The sequence below is a fragment of the Serratia sp. LTN-2 genome (assembly GCF_059740205.1).
Genome location: NZ_JCAXDO010000004.1, coordinates 274,885 through 289,900 on the forward strand (window position 1 = coordinate 274,885; position 15,016 = coordinate 289,900).

Here is a 15,016-nt window from a genome sequence, read left to right on the forward strand (position 1 = left end):
CACCTTGGCTAGAGTAAAAACACCCCCCGTGTTTAACGTCAAAAATTTGTCATTTTTATTTGCGACTATGCTTTTTGAAATGACATTTCGGCCAAGGATTGTTATGGATTCGCTCAGTGTTGATGAACTCGCCCAGAAGAACGACCGCTGGTATCGCATTGTAGAGGAGATGCTGGCCGAAGCCGGCGTCGCCATCAATGGCCCGCGCGCCTGGGATATTCGGGTGCACAACCCGGCGCTGTTCAAACGCATTTTGCAGGAAGGTTCGCTCGGCTTCGGCGAAGGTTATATGGACGGTTGGTGGGAGTGCGAACGGCTGGACGTGTTGTTTACCCGCATTCTGCAGGCCGGCGTCGACGAGCGGCTGCCGAAAAGCCTGAGCGACATCGCGCGCATCGCCTATGCCCGGCTGTTCAACCGCCAATCGCGCAAGCGCGCCTGGCAGGTGGGCAAAGAGCACTACGACATCGGCAACGATCTGTTCCGGGCGATGCTCGATCCTTACATGCAATACTCCTGCGGCTACTGGAAAGAGGCGCAGACGCTGGAACAGGCGCAGCAGGCCAAGCTCAGGATGATCTGCGAAAAGCTGCAGCTGAAACCGGGCATGACGTTGCTGGATATCGGCTGCGGCTGGGGCGGGTTGGCGCAGTTTGCGGCGCAAAACTACGGCGTCTCGGTGCACGGCGTGACCATTTCTGCCGAGCAGCAGAAGCTGGCGCAGGAACGTTGCGCCGGGCTGGACGTCGAGATTTTACTGCAGGACTATCGCGATCTGGACCGCCAGTTCGACCGCATCGTGTCGGTCGGCATGTTCGAGCACGTCGGGCCGAAGAACTACGTTACCTATTTCAGCGTCGCGGCGCGCAACCTGAAGCCGGACGGCCTGTTTTTGCTGCACACTATCGGTTCCAATCAAACCGACCTTAACGTCGACGCCTGGATAGACAAATACATCTTCCCCAACGGCTGCCTGCCTTCGGTGCGGCATATCGCCGAGGCCAGCGAAGGGCGTTTCGTGATGGAGGATTGGCACAACTTCGGTGCCGATTACGATCGCACGCTGATGGCCTGGCTGGAGAATTTCAAACGGGCGTGGCCGGAATTGGCGGGCGGTTATTCCGAGCGCTTCGAACGGATGTTCACTTATTACCTGAACGCCTGCGCCGGCGCGTTTCGTTCGCGCAACATTCAGCTGTGGCAGGTGTTGTTCAGCCCGGCGGGCGTAGAGGGCGGGGTGCGGGTCTATCGCTAATCCCCGTCATATTTCAAGCTGACTGCACGTTCGAGCCCTGGTCGCTTAGTTATCTAAGCTCCCAGGGCTTCACGTTTGCCACCTGGATGCAGCTTAAGGGATGACGGATATCAGTACAGCAGGGAGTACAGCTGGCGGCGATATTTAGCGGCCAGCGCGTCGCCGGTGCCGAGCGCGGCCAGAATATCCATCAGAGTCTTGCGCGCGTTGCCGTTGGCGGCGGCCAGATCTTTCTTCAGATGCCCCATCAGCAGTTCCAGCGCTTCTTCGTTACGCCCGACCTGATGCAGCTGCAGCGCCAGCTGCACCGCCAGCTCGACGTTGTCCGGCTGCTGCTGCACCTGCTGTTGCAGCTGTTGGATCTCCGGCGTGTCCGCTGCCTGCTTCAACAATTCAATCTGCGCCACCAGGCCTTGATAGCGAGTATCGCGATCCTGCAGCGGGATGGTCGCCAGCACCGCTTCGGCGTCTTCACTGCGACTGAGCGCGATCTGGGTTTCAGCCAGCGTCAGGCCGATGTCGCTGCGCTGTTGGCTGCTCTGCCAGGCGTCTTTCAGCAGCGGCAGCGCTTCGGCGGCGTTGCCGGCGGCCAGCAGTTCCTGCGCCTGCGCCAGTTTCAGATCTTCTTCCTTCGGCAGGAAACGCTGCAGCAGGTCGCGGATCGCTTCTTCCGGCTGCGGGCCCTGGAAGCCGTCGACCGGCTGGCCGTCTTTGAACAGATAAACCGTCGGGATAGAACGCAGCCCGAACTGGGAGGCGATCATCTGCTCGGCGTCGCAGTCCACCTTGGCCAGAATGAACTGACCGGCGTATTCCGCCGCCAGCTTGTCCAGCACCGGCGTGAGCTGCAGGCAGTGTTGGCTGCGCTCGGACCAGAAGTAGAACAGCACCGGAATGGACATCGATTGTTCCAGCGTCTGGTGCAGGTTAGTTTCGTTAATATCAACAACAGCTTGAGCTAGCATCTCTTTTTCTCTCTGATCGTGCGGAGCCATGGGGTGTAGATGGGGGCGCGCCGCCATTCTTCAACCCCGACGGGCGAATTAAGCGTTGCTGCGCAGCAGCCAATCCAGGCAGCGGCCCGGCAAAATGCGGCGCAGCACGCTCATCGCGTGCGCCAGCAGGGTCACCGGGTAGCGCAATTTGGCGCGCGGGCTTTCCAGCGCGTGGCGCAATTTGGGCAGAATGGCCTCCGGCGTCAGCGTCAGGCGTTTGGCGATGCCGGGGTTGTGCACCGGCTTGTCGCTCTGCGCCTGGTTGACGTTCTGGCTAAAGTGGGTGGAGATCGGCCCCGGCTCGATCAGGCTGACCTGAATGCCGCTGCCGTGCAGCTCCATGCGCAGCGCGTCCGACCAGGCTTCCAGCGCGAACTTGCTGGCGGCATAGGCGCCGCGTCCGGCGCTGGAGACCAGGCCCATCACCGAACTGGTCTGAATGATGCGCCCTTCACCGTGCGGCAACATCGCCGGCAACAGCAGCTGGGTCAGTTGGTGGGTGCCGAACAGGTTGGTGGAGAACTGACGCTCCAGCTGGCTGCGCGAAATGCGGCTGAGCGGGCCGTAAACGCCGAACCCGCCATTGTTGAACAAGCCGTACAGGCGGCCGCCGGTCAGCGCGATCACTTCGGCGGCGGCGCGCTCGACGCTGGCGCTGTCGTCCAGATCCAGCTCGATGCCTTCCAGCCCGAGCTGGCGCATGTTTTCCACGTCCTGCGGCTTGCGGCAGGCGGCCAGCACCCGATAGCCGCGGTTGCGCAGATCCTGCGCCGCAATCAATCCAATCCCGCTGGAACAGCCGGTTATCAATACCGCTTTTTGCATAACTTTACCTAGTGTACGACCCTAATTTAGTTAGACTCATGTTTTACTAGCGGTTCCAGGCGCTCCGCCATCCAGGTGGCGATAAACGGCTGGGCGTCCCCATTGGGGTGCAATCCGTCATCCTGCATCCATTCCGGCTTCACCACCACCTGTTCCATATAGAACGGCAGCAGCGGAATGTTGAACTGTTTGGCCAACGCCGGATAGACGGCGCTGAACGCCTCAGTATAGCGGCGGCCGTAGTTCGGCGGGATGCGGATCTGCATCAGCAGCGGCTGTGCGCCGGCCTGCTGCACCCGCGTGATGATTTGGCCGAGATCGCGCTGTACGTCCTGCGCCGGGAACCCGCGCAGGCCGTCGTTGGCGCCCAGCTCGATCAGCACCCAGCGCGGCCGATGTTGTTTCAGCAGCGCGGGCAGGCGTGCCAGCCCCTGCGCGGCGGTGTCACCGCTGATGCTGGCGTTGACCAGCTGTGGCGCGCCCGGCTTTTTTTGCCACTGTTCGGCCAACAGCGTCGGCCAGGCCCGCTCGATCGGCAGGCGGTAGCCGGCGCTTAAACTGTCGCCCAAAATCAACAAGGTATCGGCGGCGGCAGCGCGTAAACTGAATAATCCCAACAGCAAAAGGAAGGGAAGATGCCAGCGGAAAACGTTCTTGAAGTTCATCATCTTAGTAAACACGTTGGTCAGGGTGAGCATCAGCTCACCATCCTTACCGGAGTCGAGCTGCTTGTCAAACCCGCGCAGACGATCGCCCTGATCGGGGAATCCGGCTCGGGCAAGTCGACCTTACTGGGCATATTGGCCGGGCTGGATGACGGCAGCGAAGGCGAAGTGCGTTTGCTGGGCGAGTCGCTGACCGCGCTGGACGAAGAGGGGCGTGCCGCGTTGCGCGCCAGAAATGTCGGCTTCGTGTTTCAGTCGTTCATGCTGGTGCCGACGCTGAACGCGCTGGAGAACGTGCAGCTGCCGGCGCTGCTGCGCGGCGAGAGCGACAGGCAGAGCCGCGAGCAGGCGGTGCAGCTGCTCGAGCAGTTGGGGCTGGGCAAGCGGCTCGATCACCTGCCGGCGCAGCTGTCCGGTGGCGAGCAGCAGCGTGTGGCGCTGGCGCGCGCCTTCAGCGGCCGGCCGCGGGTGCTGTTCGCCGATGAGCCGACCGGTAACCTCGATCGTCAAACCGGCGATCGCATCGCCGATTTGCTGTTCTCGCTCAACCGCGATTTCGACACCACCCTGATCCTGGTGACCCACGACGAAACCCTGGCGGCGCGCTGCCAGCGGCGGCTGCGGCTGCGCGAAGGCAAGCTGTGGGAGGAAGCATGATCTGGCGCTGGTTCTGGCGCGAATGGCGCTCGCCGTCGCTGCTGATCGTTTGGCTGGCGTTGACGCTCTCCGTGGCCTGCGTGCTGGCGCTGGGCAGCATCAGCGATCGCATGGACAAAGGGCTCAGCCAGCAGAGCCGCGACTTTATCGCCGGCGATCGGGTGCTGCGCAGCGCGCATCCGGTGCCGGAAGGCTGGTTGCTGGACGCGCAGCAGCAGGGGCTGAAGGTGAGCCGCCAGCTGTCGTTCACCACCATGACCTATGCCGGCGATCGGCCGCAGCTGGCGGACGTGAAAGCCACCGATCTGGTCTATCCGCTGTACGGCAAGCTGGAAACGCGCCCGGCCAACATCAAGCCTGAACCGGGCAGCGTGCTGGTGGCGCCGCGCTTGCTGGCGCTGCTGAACGTGAAAGTCGGGGATTCGCTCGAGGTGGGCGACACCACGCTGCGCATCGCCGGTGAAATCATTCAGGAGCCGGACGCCGGCTTCAATCCGTTCCAGACCGCGCCGCGCATCATGATCAACCTGGCCGACGTCGATAAGACCGGCGCGGTGCAGCCGGGCAGTCGCCTGACCTACCGTTATATGTTCGCCGGCGCGGAGCCGGATATTCAGCGTTACGAAGCGCGGCTGACGCCGCAGTTGACGCCGGACCAGCGCTGGTTCGGGCTGCAGGAATCCGGCAGCGCGCTCGGCAAGTCGTTGCAGCGATCTCAACAGTTCCTGCTGCTGTCGGCCCTGTTGACGCTGCTGTTGTCGATCGCCGCCGTGGCGGTGGCGATGAGCCACTATTGCCGCAGCCGTTACGATCTGATCGCGGTGCTGAAAACCCTCGGCGCCGGGCGCGGCGCGCTGCGTAAGCTGATCGTCGGCCAGTGGCTGGCAGTGATGGCGCTGGCGGCGGTATGTGGCGGGGCGATCGGGCTGGCGTTCGAAGCGCTGCTGATCCGCCTGCTGAAGCCGGTGTTGCCGGCCGCGTTGCCCGCCGCCGGCGCCTGGCCGTGGCTGTGGGCGTTCGGCGCGCTGGTGCTGATTTCGCTGCTGGTCGGGCTGCGGCCGTATCGCCAGCTGCTGGCGACCCAGCCGCTGCGGGTGCTGCGCCGCGACGTGACGGCCAACGTCTGGCCACTGCGCTACTTCCTGCCGGTGACGGCGGCGATCGTGGTGGCGCTGTTGGTGGCGCTGATGGGGGCCAGTACGCTGCTGTGGGCGATTTTGGCCGGTATGGCGGTGCTGGCGTTGCTGTTGGGCGGCATGGGTTGGGGCAGCCTGCTGCTGCTGCGCCGCATCACGCTCAAGAGCCTGGCGCTGCGGCTGGCGGTCAATCGCCTGCTGCATCAGCCGTGGGTGACCATCAGCCAGCTGGCGGCGTTCTCGCTGTCGTTCATGCTGTTGGCGCTGTTGCTGGTGCTGCGCGGCGATCTGCTCGAACGCTGGCAGCAACAGCTGCCGCCGGACAGCCCGAACTTTTTCCTGCTCAATATGACCGAGGCGCAGGTGCCGCAGGTGAAAACCTTCCTGCAGCAGCACCAGATCAAGCCGGAAACCTATTACCCGATCGTTCGGGTGCGTCTGACCGAGATAAACCAGCAGGTGGCGACAGAACGGGTGCATGAAGACGATCCGGGCGGCGAGGCGGTGAACCGCGAACTGAACCTGACCTGGCTGGCAGCGCTGCCGGATCACAATCCGCTGGTGGCGGGCAGCTGGCCGCCGAAAACCGGCGAGGTTTCGATGGATGAAGGCATCGCCGGGCGGCTGAAGATCAAGCTGGGCGACACGCTGACCTTCAGCGGCGATACCCAGGCGTTCAGCGCCAAGGTCACCAGCCTGCGTCAGGTGGATTGGGAGAGCCTGAAGCCGAACTTTTACTTTATCTTCCCGCCGGGCGCGCTGGACGGCCAGCCGCAGACCTGGCTCACCAGCTTCCGCTACGACGGCGACGGCCAGATGCTGACCCAACTCAACCGTCAGTTCCCGACGCTCAGTCTGCTGGACATCGGCGCGATCCTGAAACAGGTCGGCGGCGTGCTGCAGCAGGTCAGCCGCGCGCTGGAGGTGATGGTGGTGCTGGTGGTGCTGTGTGGCGGCCTATTGCTGCTGGCGCAGGTGCAGGTCGGCATGCGTCAACGCCGCCAGGAGCTGGTGGTGTACCGTACGCTGGGGGCCGGCAAACGGCTGCTGCGCCGCACGCTGTGGTGCGAGTTCGCCCTGCTGGGGCTGGTGGCGGGCATCGCGGCGGCGGTGGGCGCCGAGGCGGCGCTGTGGCTGTTGCAGAGCCGGGTGTTCGACTTCCCGTGGACGCCGACGCCGGTGCTGTGGTGGGCGCTGCCGCTGGCCAGCGCGCTGCTGTTGTCGCTGTGCGGCGGCTGGCTGGGTGTGCGCCTGCTGCGCGGCCGGGCGCTGTTCCGCAGTTATGAGGGGTAATGTTGACTTAGCGGGATGAAAAAAAGGGGTTAGCCTAAGGCTAACCCCTTTTACTTTCGGCGGCGGTGCCTTAGGCCAGCTTCTGCTGTGCCCAGGCCAGCCCGCTTTGGTATTCGCCCGGCAGCAGCGGCGCCAGCGCCTGCAGCGCCTGGCGCAGATCGGCGGCGCTCGGGTCGTTCAGATTGAGGTGGCCGACCTTGCGGCCAGGGCGCACCTCTTTCTCATACCAGTGCAGGTGCACCAGCGGCAGCGACAGCCACTGTTCGTTGACGGCGGTGCCGATCAGGTTGACCATCACCGACGGCGTGCTCACCACCGGCTGCGGCAGCGGCAGGCCGAGGATGGCGCGCAGGTGCAGCTCGAACTGGCTGATGGACGCGCCGTTTTGCGTCCAGTGGCCGCTGTTGTGCACGCGCGGTGCCAGTTCGTTGATCAGCAGCCGATCGCCGACGATAAAGCACTCCATCGCCATCACGCCGACGTAGTTCAGCTCGTTCAGGATCGCCGCCAGCATCCGCTCGGCCTGTTGCTGCAGCGCCGGGTTGGGCTGCGGCAGCGCCACGCTGGTGCGCAGGATGCCGTCTTCATGCAGGTTATGGGTCAGCGGGTAGAATACCGAACGCCCGTCGTGGCCGCGCGCGCCTACCAGCGACACTTCGCCGGAGAAATTGATGCCTTGCTCGACGATGCACTCGCCATAGGCGTCGGCCGGCAGTTCGGCTTCCTGGCCCGGACGCAAGCGCCATTGGCCGCGGCCGTCATAGCCACCGACTCGGCGTTTGACGATCGCCAGCTCGCCCAGCGAAGCGAACACCTGCGGCCATTCGGCGGCGCTCGCCAGCAGCTGCCACGGCGCGGTCGCCAGGCCGAGCTGGTCGAGCAGCTGTTTTTGCGTCAGGCGATCCGCCAGACGCGGGAAGATGTCGCGGTTGACGAAGGCGCTGTGGGTCGCCAGTTCGCGCGTCAGCGCGGTTTCCGGCCAGCGTTCGATCTCGGCGGTAATGACGCTGTTCTGATACGGCACCGCCTCGGGCTCGGCATCGATGCCGACGGGGTAAACGGCGATGCCCAGCGGTTCGCCGGCCTGGCGCAGCATGCGCCCCAACTGGCCGTTGCCCAGTACGCAAACCGGCTTCATGCGTCCTCCCGCGGATCGGGGTGGTTCAAGACGTCGTCGGTCTGCGCCTGACGCCAGTTCGCCAAACGCTGCGCCAGCGCGGCGTCGTGCAACGCCAGGATCTGCATCGCCAGCAGCCCGGCGTTGGCGGCGCCGGCTTTGCCGATCGCCAACGTGCCGACCGGGATGCCGCGCGGCATTTGCACGATGGAGTAGAGGCTGTCCACGCCGCTCAGCGCGGCGCTTTGCACCGGCACGCCCAGCACCGGCACCAGGGTTTTCGCCGCCAGCATGCCCGGCAGGTGCGCCGCACCGCCGGCGCCGGCGATGATCACGTCAAAGCCGTTGGCGGTAGCCTGCTCGGCGAAGCTGAACAGCTTGTCCGGCGTGCGGTGAGCGGAAACGACTTCGACATGGAAGGGGACATCGAGCTGGGTCAGGACTTCTGCGGCGAACTGCATGGTGGCCCAGTCACTTTTCGATCCCATTACAATTGCGATTTTAGCCCCGGCATTGGCGGCTGAAGCGGCGTTGGCTCCCATGGGTGTAAGGCTCCTGTGGTTTGTCTGGCGTCGGCTGAGGACCGAATGAGGGCGTAGAGCATACCATGAGCGCACGGCGAGGAAAACGGTTGCGTCGCCGGTTTTCACCGGCGAAAGCGCGAATTTTCACTCGCGCGCCAGTCCGGAACTCAGAATGGGAATTGAATCAGCTCGACGGCGTCGGCGCTGACTTTGATCATCGATCCTTCGACGTGCCAGGCGCCCAGCACCGCGCGATGGGCTTCGCCGTTGCTCAACGCCAGCCGGTGCACCGCCGGGCGATGGGTATGGCCGTGGATCATCCAGTGCACGTCGTGGCGCAGCATCGTTTGCTCGACCGCCTGCGGGTTGACGTCCATGATGGCTTCCGACTTGTACTGGTTGGATTGTTGGCTGCGGGCGCGCATTTTAGCGGCGATCTTCAGTCTCCAGCGCAGCGGCAGCGCCAGGAACAGTTTTTGAATCAGCGGGTTGTGCACCTTGCGGCGGAATTGCTGATAGGCCTGATCGTCGGTGCACAGCGTGTCGCCGTGCAGGATCAGGATCCTGCGGCCGTACAGTTCCAGCACTTTTTCTTCCGGCAGCAGCTGCATGCCGCTGGCGCGGGCAAAGCGTTTGCCGAGCAGAAAATCACGGTTGCCGTGGATGAAATAGCAGGGCACGCCGGCCTGTTGCAGCGCCTTCAGCGCCGCGGCGATCTCCGCGTGCAGCGGCTCGGGATCGTCGTCGCCGATCCAGGCTTCAAACAGGTCGCCGAGGATGTACAGCGCGTCGGCGTGAATCGCTTCGCGCCGTAAAAAACGCAGAAAACCGGCAGTGATTGCCGGTTCCTGTGCGCACAAGTGCAGATCTGCGATGAACAGCGTACTCATGCAGCCGCGATTACTCGCTGACGGTCACGCTGTTGATCACAACGTCTTCTACCGGTACGTCTTGGTGCATGCCGCTGCGGCCGGTTTTCACGCCTTTGATCTTGTTGACCACGTCCATGCCTTCAACCACTTCAGCAAACACGCAGTAGCCCCAGCCCTGCACGTTTTCGCCGCGGAAGTTCAGGAAGTCGTTGTCGGCTACGTTGATGAAGAACTGTGCGGTGGCGGAGTGCGGATCGTTGGTGCGCGCCATTGCCAGGGTGCCGATGGTGTTTTTCAGACCGTTGTTGGCTTCGTTCTTGATGGTCGCGTTGGTCGCTTTCTGGTTCATGCCGGGTTCAAAGCCGCCGCCCTGGATCATAAAGCCGTTGATCACACGGTGGAAGATGGTGTTGTCGTAGAAACCGGCGCGGCAGTAGTTCAGGAAGTTTTCAACGGTAACCGGCGCTTTGTCAGCAAAGGTCTTGATAACGATATCGCCGTGATTGGTGTGGAAAGTAACCATAGTTTTAATCCTAACAAGGTGAAGTGAGACGTCACGTAAAGCGAGTGAACATTCAGACCGCCCTTATAACATATCCACCCCAGCGAGTCAGCAGCGGCTCAACCGCGCACTGTCTGTGGTAATTGCATTTGTGTTATATTATAACAATTATGCCAACCGCCGAATTTTGCGCATTTTATTCGCGTGAAGCCAGCAAAGCATGGCCTTAACCTTGCAATAGATCAGGCTTCAGGTTTCAATACGCTACCGGGCGGAAAACCTGAGGCCCGGTTATCTTTTTTGTTATCACGCACACCACGGAATCTCCCGATGCTAAAGATTTTTAATACCCTGAGTCGTCAAAAAGAGGAATTCAAACCCATTCATGCCGGGAAAGTGGGCATGTACGTGTGCGGGGTAACCATCTATGACCTGTGTCACATCGGCCACGGTCGTACCTTTGTCGCTTTCGACGTGGTGGCGCGTTACCTGCGCTATCTCGGCTATTCGCTGAACTACGTGCGCAACGTCACCGACGTGGACGACAAAATCATTCGCCGCGCGGCGGAAAATCATGAGACCTGCGATCAGCTGACCGAACGCATGCTGGCGGAAATGCACGCCGACTTCGACGCGCTGCTGATCGATCGCCCGGACAGTGAACCGCGCGCGACCCAGCATATCGCCGAGATCATCGAGATCACCCAGCGCCTGATCGATCGCGAACACGCCTACGTGGCCAGCAACGGCGACGTGATGTTCTCCATCGACAGCGATCCGCAATACGGGCTGCTGTCGCGCCAGGATCTGGATCAACTGCAGGCCGGCGCGCGTGTGGAGATCGACGACGTGAAGCGCAACCCGATGGACTTCGTGCTGTGGAAGATGTCCAAGCCGGGCGAGCCGAGCTGGCAGTCGCCGTGGGGGCCGGGCCGCCCAGGCTGGCATATCGAATGCTCCGCCATGAACTGCAAGCAGCTGGGCACCCACTTCGATATCCACGGCGGTGGTTCCGATCTGATGTTCCCGCACCACGAGAACGAGATCGCGCAGTCGAGCTGCGCCCACGATGGCCCGTACGTCAATTACTGGATGCACTCCGGCATGGTGATGATCGACAAAGAGAAGATGTCCAAATCGCTGGATAACTTCTTCACCATCCGCGACGTGCTCGGGCATTACGATGCGGAGACGGTGCGTTACTTCCTGATGTCCGGCCACTATCGCAGCCAGCTGAACTACAGCGAAGAGAACCTCAAGCAGGCGCGTACCGCGCTGGAGCGTCTCTATACCGCGCTGCGCGGCACCGACGCCAATGCCGCGCCGGCCGGCGGCGAAGCGTTGGAAGCCCGCTTCCGCGAAGCGATGGACGACGACTTCAACACCCCGGAAGCCTACTCGGCGCTGTTCGATCTGGCGCGCGAAGTGAACCGCCTGAAAGGGGAAGACATGGCGGCGGCCAACGGCATGGCGGCGGAATTGCGCAAGCTGGCGAACGTACTCGGCCTGCTGCAGCAGGAGCCAGAGCAATTCCTGCAAGGGGGCGCTCAGGTTGACGACGGCGAAGTGGCGGAGATCGAAGCGCTGATCAAGCAGCGTAACGAAGCGCGTGCCGCCAAGGACTGGGCGTTGGCGGATGCCGCTCGCGATCGCTTGAACGAGATGAACATTGTGCTGGAAGACGGCCCACAGGGCACCACCTGGCGTCGCAAGTAATCCGGCCGCAGGAAAAACAAAAAAGGCGCTGAATTCAGCGCCTTTTTCTATTGCGACAACCGAGGGTTATGGCTTGACCACGACCTTGCCGCCGTCGAACTCCACCACCTGATCGGCGACGATCTTGCAGCGTTTGCGGGTTTCGACCTTGCCGTCGACTTTCACCCGCCCTTCGGCGATGACTTCTTTGGCGGCGCCGCCGCTTTCACACCAGCCCTGGAACTTCAGCAGATCGCACAGTTCGACGTGGGGATGATTGTCCAGATTGAAAATTTCCATACTGCCTTACTTATTTAGGTTGAACGTCGTGATATTCCTCGCAGGCCTGCAAGGTATTTTGGATCAGTGTAGCAACGGTCATCGGGCCAACGCCACCCGGCACCGGGGTGATGTAGGCGGCGCGCTCGCTGGCGGCGTCGAAGTCGACATCGCCCACCACTTTACCGCTTTCCAGGCGGTTGATGCCGACGTCCACCACGATGGCGCCCGGTTTAATCCAGTCGCCCGGAATGAAGCCCGGCTTGCCGACCGCCACCACCAGCAGATCGGCGTTCTCGACGTGATGACGCAGATTTTTGGTGAAGCGGTGGGTGACCGTAGTGGTGCAGCCGGCCAGCAGCAGTTCCATGCTCATCGGGCGGCCGACGATGTTGGAGGCGCCGACCACCACGGCGTTCAGGCCGTAGGTATCGATGTTATAACGCTCCAGCAGGGTAACGATGCCGCGCGGGGTGCACGGGCGCAGCTTAGGCGCGCGCTGGCACAGGCGGCCGACGTTGTACGGATGGAAGCCGTCGACGTCTTTGTCCGGATGAATGCGTTCCAGCACCTTGACGTTATCAATGCCGGCCGGCAGCGGCAGCTGCACCAGAATGCCGTCGATTTCCTCATCGGCGTTCAACTGGTCGATCAGCGCCAGCAGTTCGGCCTCACTGGTGGCAGCGGGCAGATCGTAGGAGCGGGAAAGGAAGCCGACTTCATCGCAGGCGCGGCGCTTGCTGGCGACGTAAATTTGCGAAGCCGGGTTCTCGCCGACCAGCACAACCGCCAGCCCTGGGGCGCGTTTGCCGGCCGCCAGACGTTGTTTCACTTGCTCAGCCACTTCGTTTCTAACCTGCTGCGCAATCGTTTTACCATCAATAATCTTTGCTGACATCAGTGTGGAAATCCATCAATTAAGAAAAGCGGGGGATGCCGCTATTCTGGCAGAAGCTGAGCGCGCTGTCAGGCGCAGAATCACCCTCGCCGCCGTTGCCGAGGCCGATTTACGCTTTTTTTATGCCGGCTTCAGGAACCTCTACGCCATTTTTACCTGCATTTGGATACGCTGAGGCCGTTCACAGGGCGAAAGAGGGCAGGATCATGAGAGCGATAACCCGGCTTTATCCGTTGCATCACCAGCCTGACCAGCAACCGGCGGAGCTTAAACACGTAGGGGAAACGGTGTTCGATTCTTCGCTGCATCCGGCGGACAGCGCGCAGCTGATTGCGCTGCATCAGCTTGGCCAACACCCGCTGGCGCCGTCGTGGCGGGCGCGCCTGAGCGCGCTGTGGCGGAAGCTGTGCGCATGAACGGCAATACGTTGATGATCTGCGTCTTGCTGCTTGGCTGGGCGCCGTGGAGTCAGGCCTCTTTGAACAGCACGCCCCCCGACGCCGCGCTGGCGGCGAGACTGGCGGCGACCTGCAACACGCAGGCGGTTGAGCATGCCGACTGGAGCGATATCACGGCGGTCGTTCAGTCCGCACGCGTTTGCCTGCAGCGAGACACCGCGCGGCAGCATTCTGAACGCTCGCCGGGCGACACCGCTGTTGGCCTGGTTCAACGCAGCGTTGCCAGGGCCGCTGTGCGGGTGCTGGCGGAAAAAACGCCATAAAGCACGGCCGCCGCCGTAACGTCATGAAAAGGCATTGACTCGCTAACCTCTGACCGTATAATCCCAACCCGCAGCCGCAGGTTGCCGCATCTCAATGCGCCCTTAGCTCAGTTGGATAGAGCAACGGCCTTCTAAGCCGTAGGTCATAGGTTCGAATCCTATAGGGCGTGCCATTAACCCCATCTTTTGCTGGCTACTTCAGTTCATGATAATGCGCTCTAAGGTGACTTTGAACGTTTCCTGGTGGCGCAGACAGATTCTTCATCAGTTTGTCTCCTACTGATGGCCTTAACATTCTCATCTGATATCACTATCAGGTTGCTTCCTATGTATCATACTTGTCTAAGTAATAGTTTGGATAAAAATTGGCCGCATGGCGGATGTAATTGTCGTAGGTAAGTTGCGTTTTCAAGTTAAAAAGGCTATACAAATTAAAGAATTTTTTAAGTTAAATTTTAAGATGGTTGATTAAGTGTATTTGATGTGTGGATGTATATTATAATTTTTTATATCCTGGTTTTAATTTGGGTTTTTAATATGTTGATGAAGTTGTTTAAAAGTACTAGTTAAAAAATGTGAGGGGGAAGTTGCACGCTCTAAATGGCCGATATTTATCAGGTGTTGTGCGTGAATTTTAATGAAATCGATATCGATAGAATCTGTTCGTATAGTATATCGGTTAATTAATTGGTAAGTCTATTAAAAAATTGGGTGATTGGTGCGTTGACTATATTGATGATGCAGTGAAAATGAGGTGTATTGATGAGTGGTGAATCTATTAAAATATACATAAAGAATAATCTTAAATCACTAAAGCGGACTGTTGTTAATGTTCATAAAAAATGGAAGTATCGCAATAGTTCTAATTCTGAGGTTCTTTGGGTTTCACTAGGGGAAAATTGCCTTCCAGATGATGTTCTTCGACGGCACAACAGGAAGTCTTTTAGCTCCGTATTTTCTTCTGGCCGCTCAAATATTGAGTATGTTATTCAGATGGAGAAGGATGGATACAATAATTTATTAAAAGAAGAGTGCTTGAATTATTTTCCTGATGGAGATGGTTCTGTCGTACGTTCTATTTTTTATAAAGATTGTGAGGGAGAGTATAGCGAAAGGCATATGGTTGGGTTTGAGTTCACTCATCATGATCCTCTCAAAGTTAAGGAGGATGGCCGGGCTTTCAAGCGAAGAATATCTCGCCAATTGCAGTATCGAGGTAAGAAGGATTTTGTTTTCTTTTATCATCATAGAGTTACTGAAAAAAGCGATCTTTCTCTTTTGAGAAGGAATTTAAACGATTTTTTATCGTTTTATAATGTTAATGGTTGTACTTGTTATATTGTACTTTTTTATCAAAATATAATAATGAGTAGTGAGGCCAAACGTATCGATTTCACTGCCTTTGATACAGGTCTACTTGAGTTTGTATGCCATACTCATGATATGTGGGGAGGGGATAATCCAGAAATATTTTGGGCTAAGGGAGATGATGACCTTTTCTCTGAGATATTTATTACTGTCGATAATTACAAATTGAAAAAAGGGGCGAGTAGCGATGCAGAATACTAATATCGTACTTTCA

16 protein-coding genes and 1 tRNA gene are annotated in these 15,016 nt (G+C 59.8%); 8 read left to right on the top strand and 9 right to left on the bottom strand.

Going from position 1 to position 15,016, the window contains the following annotated elements:
- Positions 1-103: 103 nt before the first annotated feature.
- Positions 104-1,255, top strand: coding sequence for a cyclopropane fatty acyl phospholipid synthase (gene cfa, locus AC6BYQ_RS11190; RefSeq protein WP_498056877.1), 1,152 nt, complete (start codon positions 104-106; stop codon positions 1,253-1,255).
- Between the two features lie 110 nt (positions 1,256-1,365).
- On the opposite strand, the gene AC6BYQ_RS11195 is transcribed toward cfa, so the two are convergent.
- The 3 genes from AC6BYQ_RS11195 to tesA form a co-directional block, all read right to left on the bottom strand.
- Entirely contained in the window at positions 1,366-2,220 is an 855-nt protein-coding gene (locus tag AC6BYQ_RS11195; RefSeq protein WP_025160052.1) for a co-chaperone YbbN, read from the bottom strand.
- Between the two features lie 78 nt (positions 2,221-2,298).
- Positions 2,299-3,075 carry an SDR family oxidoreductase gene (locus AC6BYQ_RS11200; RefSeq protein ID WP_063918872.1) on the bottom strand — a complete coding sequence of 259 codons (777 nt, stop codon included), beginning with the start codon at positions 3,073-3,075 and terminating at the stop codon, positions 2,299-2,301.
- A 26-nt stretch (positions 3,076-3,101) separates the two neighbouring features.
- Positions 3,102-3,740, bottom strand: coding sequence for a multifunctional acyl-CoA thioesterase I/protease I/lysophospholipase L1 (tesA, locus tag AC6BYQ_RS11205; RefSeq protein ID WP_177342846.1), 639 nt, complete (start codon positions 3,738-3,740; stop codon positions 3,102-3,104).
- Between tesA and ybbA the strand changes: the two genes are divergently transcribed.
- Complete coding sequence (ybbA, locus tag AC6BYQ_RS11210; protein ID WP_004940192.1) at positions 3,711-4,397, top strand: putative ABC transporter ATP-binding protein YbbA; 687 nt, start codon at positions 3,711-3,713, stop codon at positions 4,395-4,397. The two genes, tesA and ybbA, sit on opposite strands and share 30 nt — an antisense overlap.
- Positions 4,394-6,826: a putative ABC transporter permease subunit YbbP gene (ybbP, locus tag AC6BYQ_RS11215; RefSeq protein WP_498056878.1), complete on the top strand. Its 2,433-nt coding sequence runs from the start codon at positions 4,394-4,396 to the stop codon at positions 6,824-6,826. Before ybbA ends, ybbP begins: the two co-directional genes overlap by 4 nt.
- A 70-nt stretch (positions 6,827-6,896) precedes the next feature.
- On the opposite strand, the gene purK is transcribed toward ybbP, so the two are convergent.
- From purK to ppiB, 4 genes are all read right to left on the bottom strand, one after another.
- Positions 6,897-7,964 carry a 5-(carboxyamino)imidazole ribonucleotide synthase gene (gene purK, locus AC6BYQ_RS11220; RefSeq protein WP_019454118.1) on the bottom strand — a complete coding sequence of 356 codons (1,068 nt, stop codon included), beginning with the start codon at positions 7,962-7,964 and terminating at the stop codon, positions 6,897-6,899.
- Complete coding sequence (gene purE, locus AC6BYQ_RS11225; protein ID WP_498056879.1) at positions 7,961-8,485, bottom strand: 5-(carboxyamino)imidazole ribonucleotide mutase; 525 nt, start codon at positions 8,483-8,485, stop codon at positions 7,961-7,963. Before purE ends, purK begins: the two co-directional genes overlap by 4 nt.
- 149 nt (positions 8,486-8,634) lie before the next feature.
- Entirely contained in the window at positions 8,635-9,357 is a 723-nt protein-coding gene (locus AC6BYQ_RS11230; RefSeq protein ID WP_019454116.1) for a UDP-2,3-diacylglucosamine diphosphatase, read from the bottom strand.
- 10 nt (positions 9,358-9,367) lie between these two features.
- Positions 9,368-9,862: a peptidylprolyl isomerase B gene (gene ppiB, locus AC6BYQ_RS11235; RefSeq protein ID WP_004940183.1), complete on the bottom strand. Its 495-nt coding sequence runs from the start codon at positions 9,860-9,862 to the stop codon at positions 9,368-9,370.
- A gap of 309 nt (positions 9,863-10,171) precedes the next feature.
- Between ppiB and cysS the strand changes: the two genes are divergently transcribed.
- Positions 10,172-11,557: a cysteine--tRNA ligase gene (gene cysS, locus AC6BYQ_RS11240; protein ID WP_063918875.1), complete on the top strand. Its 1,386-nt coding sequence runs from the start codon at positions 10,172-10,174 to the stop codon at positions 11,555-11,557.
- 66 nt (positions 11,558-11,623) lie between these two features.
- On the opposite strand, the gene ybcJ is transcribed toward cysS, so the two are convergent.
- Together ybcJ and folD are read right to left on the bottom strand one after the other, a co-directional pair.
- Positions 11,624-11,836, bottom strand: a complete 213-nt coding sequence (ybcJ, locus tag AC6BYQ_RS11245; protein WP_019454114.1) for a ribosome-associated protein YbcJ — start codon at positions 11,834-11,836, stop codon at positions 11,624-11,626.
- A 10-nt stretch (positions 11,837-11,846) separates the two neighbouring features.
- Complete coding sequence (gene folD / locus AC6BYQ_RS11250; protein WP_004940177.1) at positions 11,847-12,713, bottom strand: bifunctional methylenetetrahydrofolate dehydrogenase/methenyltetrahydrofolate cyclohydrolase FolD; 867 nt, start codon at positions 12,711-12,713, stop codon at positions 11,847-11,849.
- 206 nt (positions 12,714-12,919) lie between these two features.
- Between folD and AC6BYQ_RS11255 the strand changes: the two genes are divergently transcribed.
- The 4 genes from AC6BYQ_RS11255 (at position 12,920) to AC6BYQ_RS11270 (ending at position 15,003) form a co-directional block, all read left to right on the top strand.
- Positions 12,920-13,129, top strand: a complete 210-nt coding sequence (locus AC6BYQ_RS11255) for a hypothetical protein (RefSeq protein ID WP_025160050.1) — start codon at positions 12,920-12,922, stop codon at positions 13,127-13,129.
- A complete protein-coding gene (locus AC6BYQ_RS11260) occupies positions 13,108-13,434 on the top strand; it encodes a hypothetical protein (RefSeq protein ID WP_156785397.1) in 327 nt (108 codons plus the stop codon). The genes AC6BYQ_RS11255 and AC6BYQ_RS11260 overlap by 22 nt, the downstream gene beginning before the upstream one ends.
- A 96-nt stretch (positions 13,435-13,530) precedes the next feature.
- Positions 13,531-13,607 (top strand) — tRNA-Arg (locus AC6BYQ_RS11265).
- Positions 13,608-14,196: 589 nt separating this feature from the next.
- Positions 14,197-15,003, top strand: coding sequence for a DUF1796 family putative cysteine peptidase (locus AC6BYQ_RS11270; RefSeq protein ID WP_498056880.1), 807 nt, complete (start codon positions 14,197-14,199; stop codon positions 15,001-15,003).
- The last annotated feature ends 13 nt before the right edge of the window (positions 15,004-15,016 follow it).

Excerpts from the sequence above, each read along its gene's own strand:
- ybbP (WP_498056878.1), top strand. The coding sequence starts at position 4,394 with ATGATCTGGCGCTGGTTCTGGCGCGAATGGCGCTCGCCGTCGCTGCTG.
- AC6BYQ_RS11255 (WP_025160050.1), top strand. The coding sequence starts at position 12,920 with ATGAGAGCGATAACCCGGCTTTATCCGTTGCATCACCAGCCTGACCAG.
- ybbA (WP_004940192.1), top strand. The coding sequence starts at position 3,711 with ATGCCAGCGGAAAACGTTCTTGAAGTTCATCATCTTAGTAAACACGTT.
- tesA (WP_177342846.1), bottom strand. The coding sequence starts at position 3,740 with ATGAACTTCAAGAACGTTTTCCGCTGGCATCTTCCCTTCCTTTTGCTG.
- cysS (WP_063918875.1), top strand. The coding sequence starts at position 10,172 with ATGCTAAAGATTTTTAATACCCTGAGTCGTCAAAAAGAGGAATTCAAA.
- purK (WP_019454118.1), bottom strand. The coding sequence starts at position 7,964 with ATGAAGCCGGTTTGCGTACTGGGCAACGGCCAGTTGGGGCGCATGCTG.
- cfa (WP_498056877.1), top strand. The coding sequence starts at position 104 with ATGGATTCGCTCAGTGTTGATGAACTCGCCCAGAAGAACGACCGCTGG.
- AC6BYQ_RS11270 (WP_498056880.1), top strand. The coding sequence starts at position 14,197 with ATGAGTGGTGAATCTATTAAAATATACATAAAGAATAATCTTAAATCA.
- ppiB (WP_004940183.1), bottom strand. The coding sequence starts at position 9,862 with ATGGTTACTTTCCACACCAATCACGGCGATATCGTTATCAAGACCTTT.
- purE (WP_498056879.1), bottom strand. The coding sequence starts at position 8,485 with ATGGGAGCCAACGCCGCTTCAGCCGCCAATGCCGGGGCTAAAATCGCA.
- folD (WP_004940177.1), bottom strand. The coding sequence starts at position 12,713 with ATGTCAGCAAAGATTATTGATGGTAAAACGATTGCGCAGCAGGTTAGA.
- ybcJ (WP_019454114.1), bottom strand. The coding sequence starts at position 11,836 with ATGGAAATTTTCAATCTGGACAATCATCCCCACGTCGAACTGTGCGAT.
- AC6BYQ_RS11230 (WP_019454116.1), bottom strand. The coding sequence starts at position 9,357 with ATGAGTACGCTGTTCATCGCAGATCTGCACTTGTGCGCACAGGAACCG.
- AC6BYQ_RS11195 (WP_025160052.1), bottom strand. The coding sequence starts at position 2,220 with ATGCTAGCTCAAGCTGTTGTTGATATTAACGAAACTAACCTGCACCAG.
- AC6BYQ_RS11200 (WP_063918872.1), bottom strand. The coding sequence starts at position 3,075 with ATGCAAAAAGCGGTATTGATAACCGGCTGTTCCAGCGGGATTGGATTG.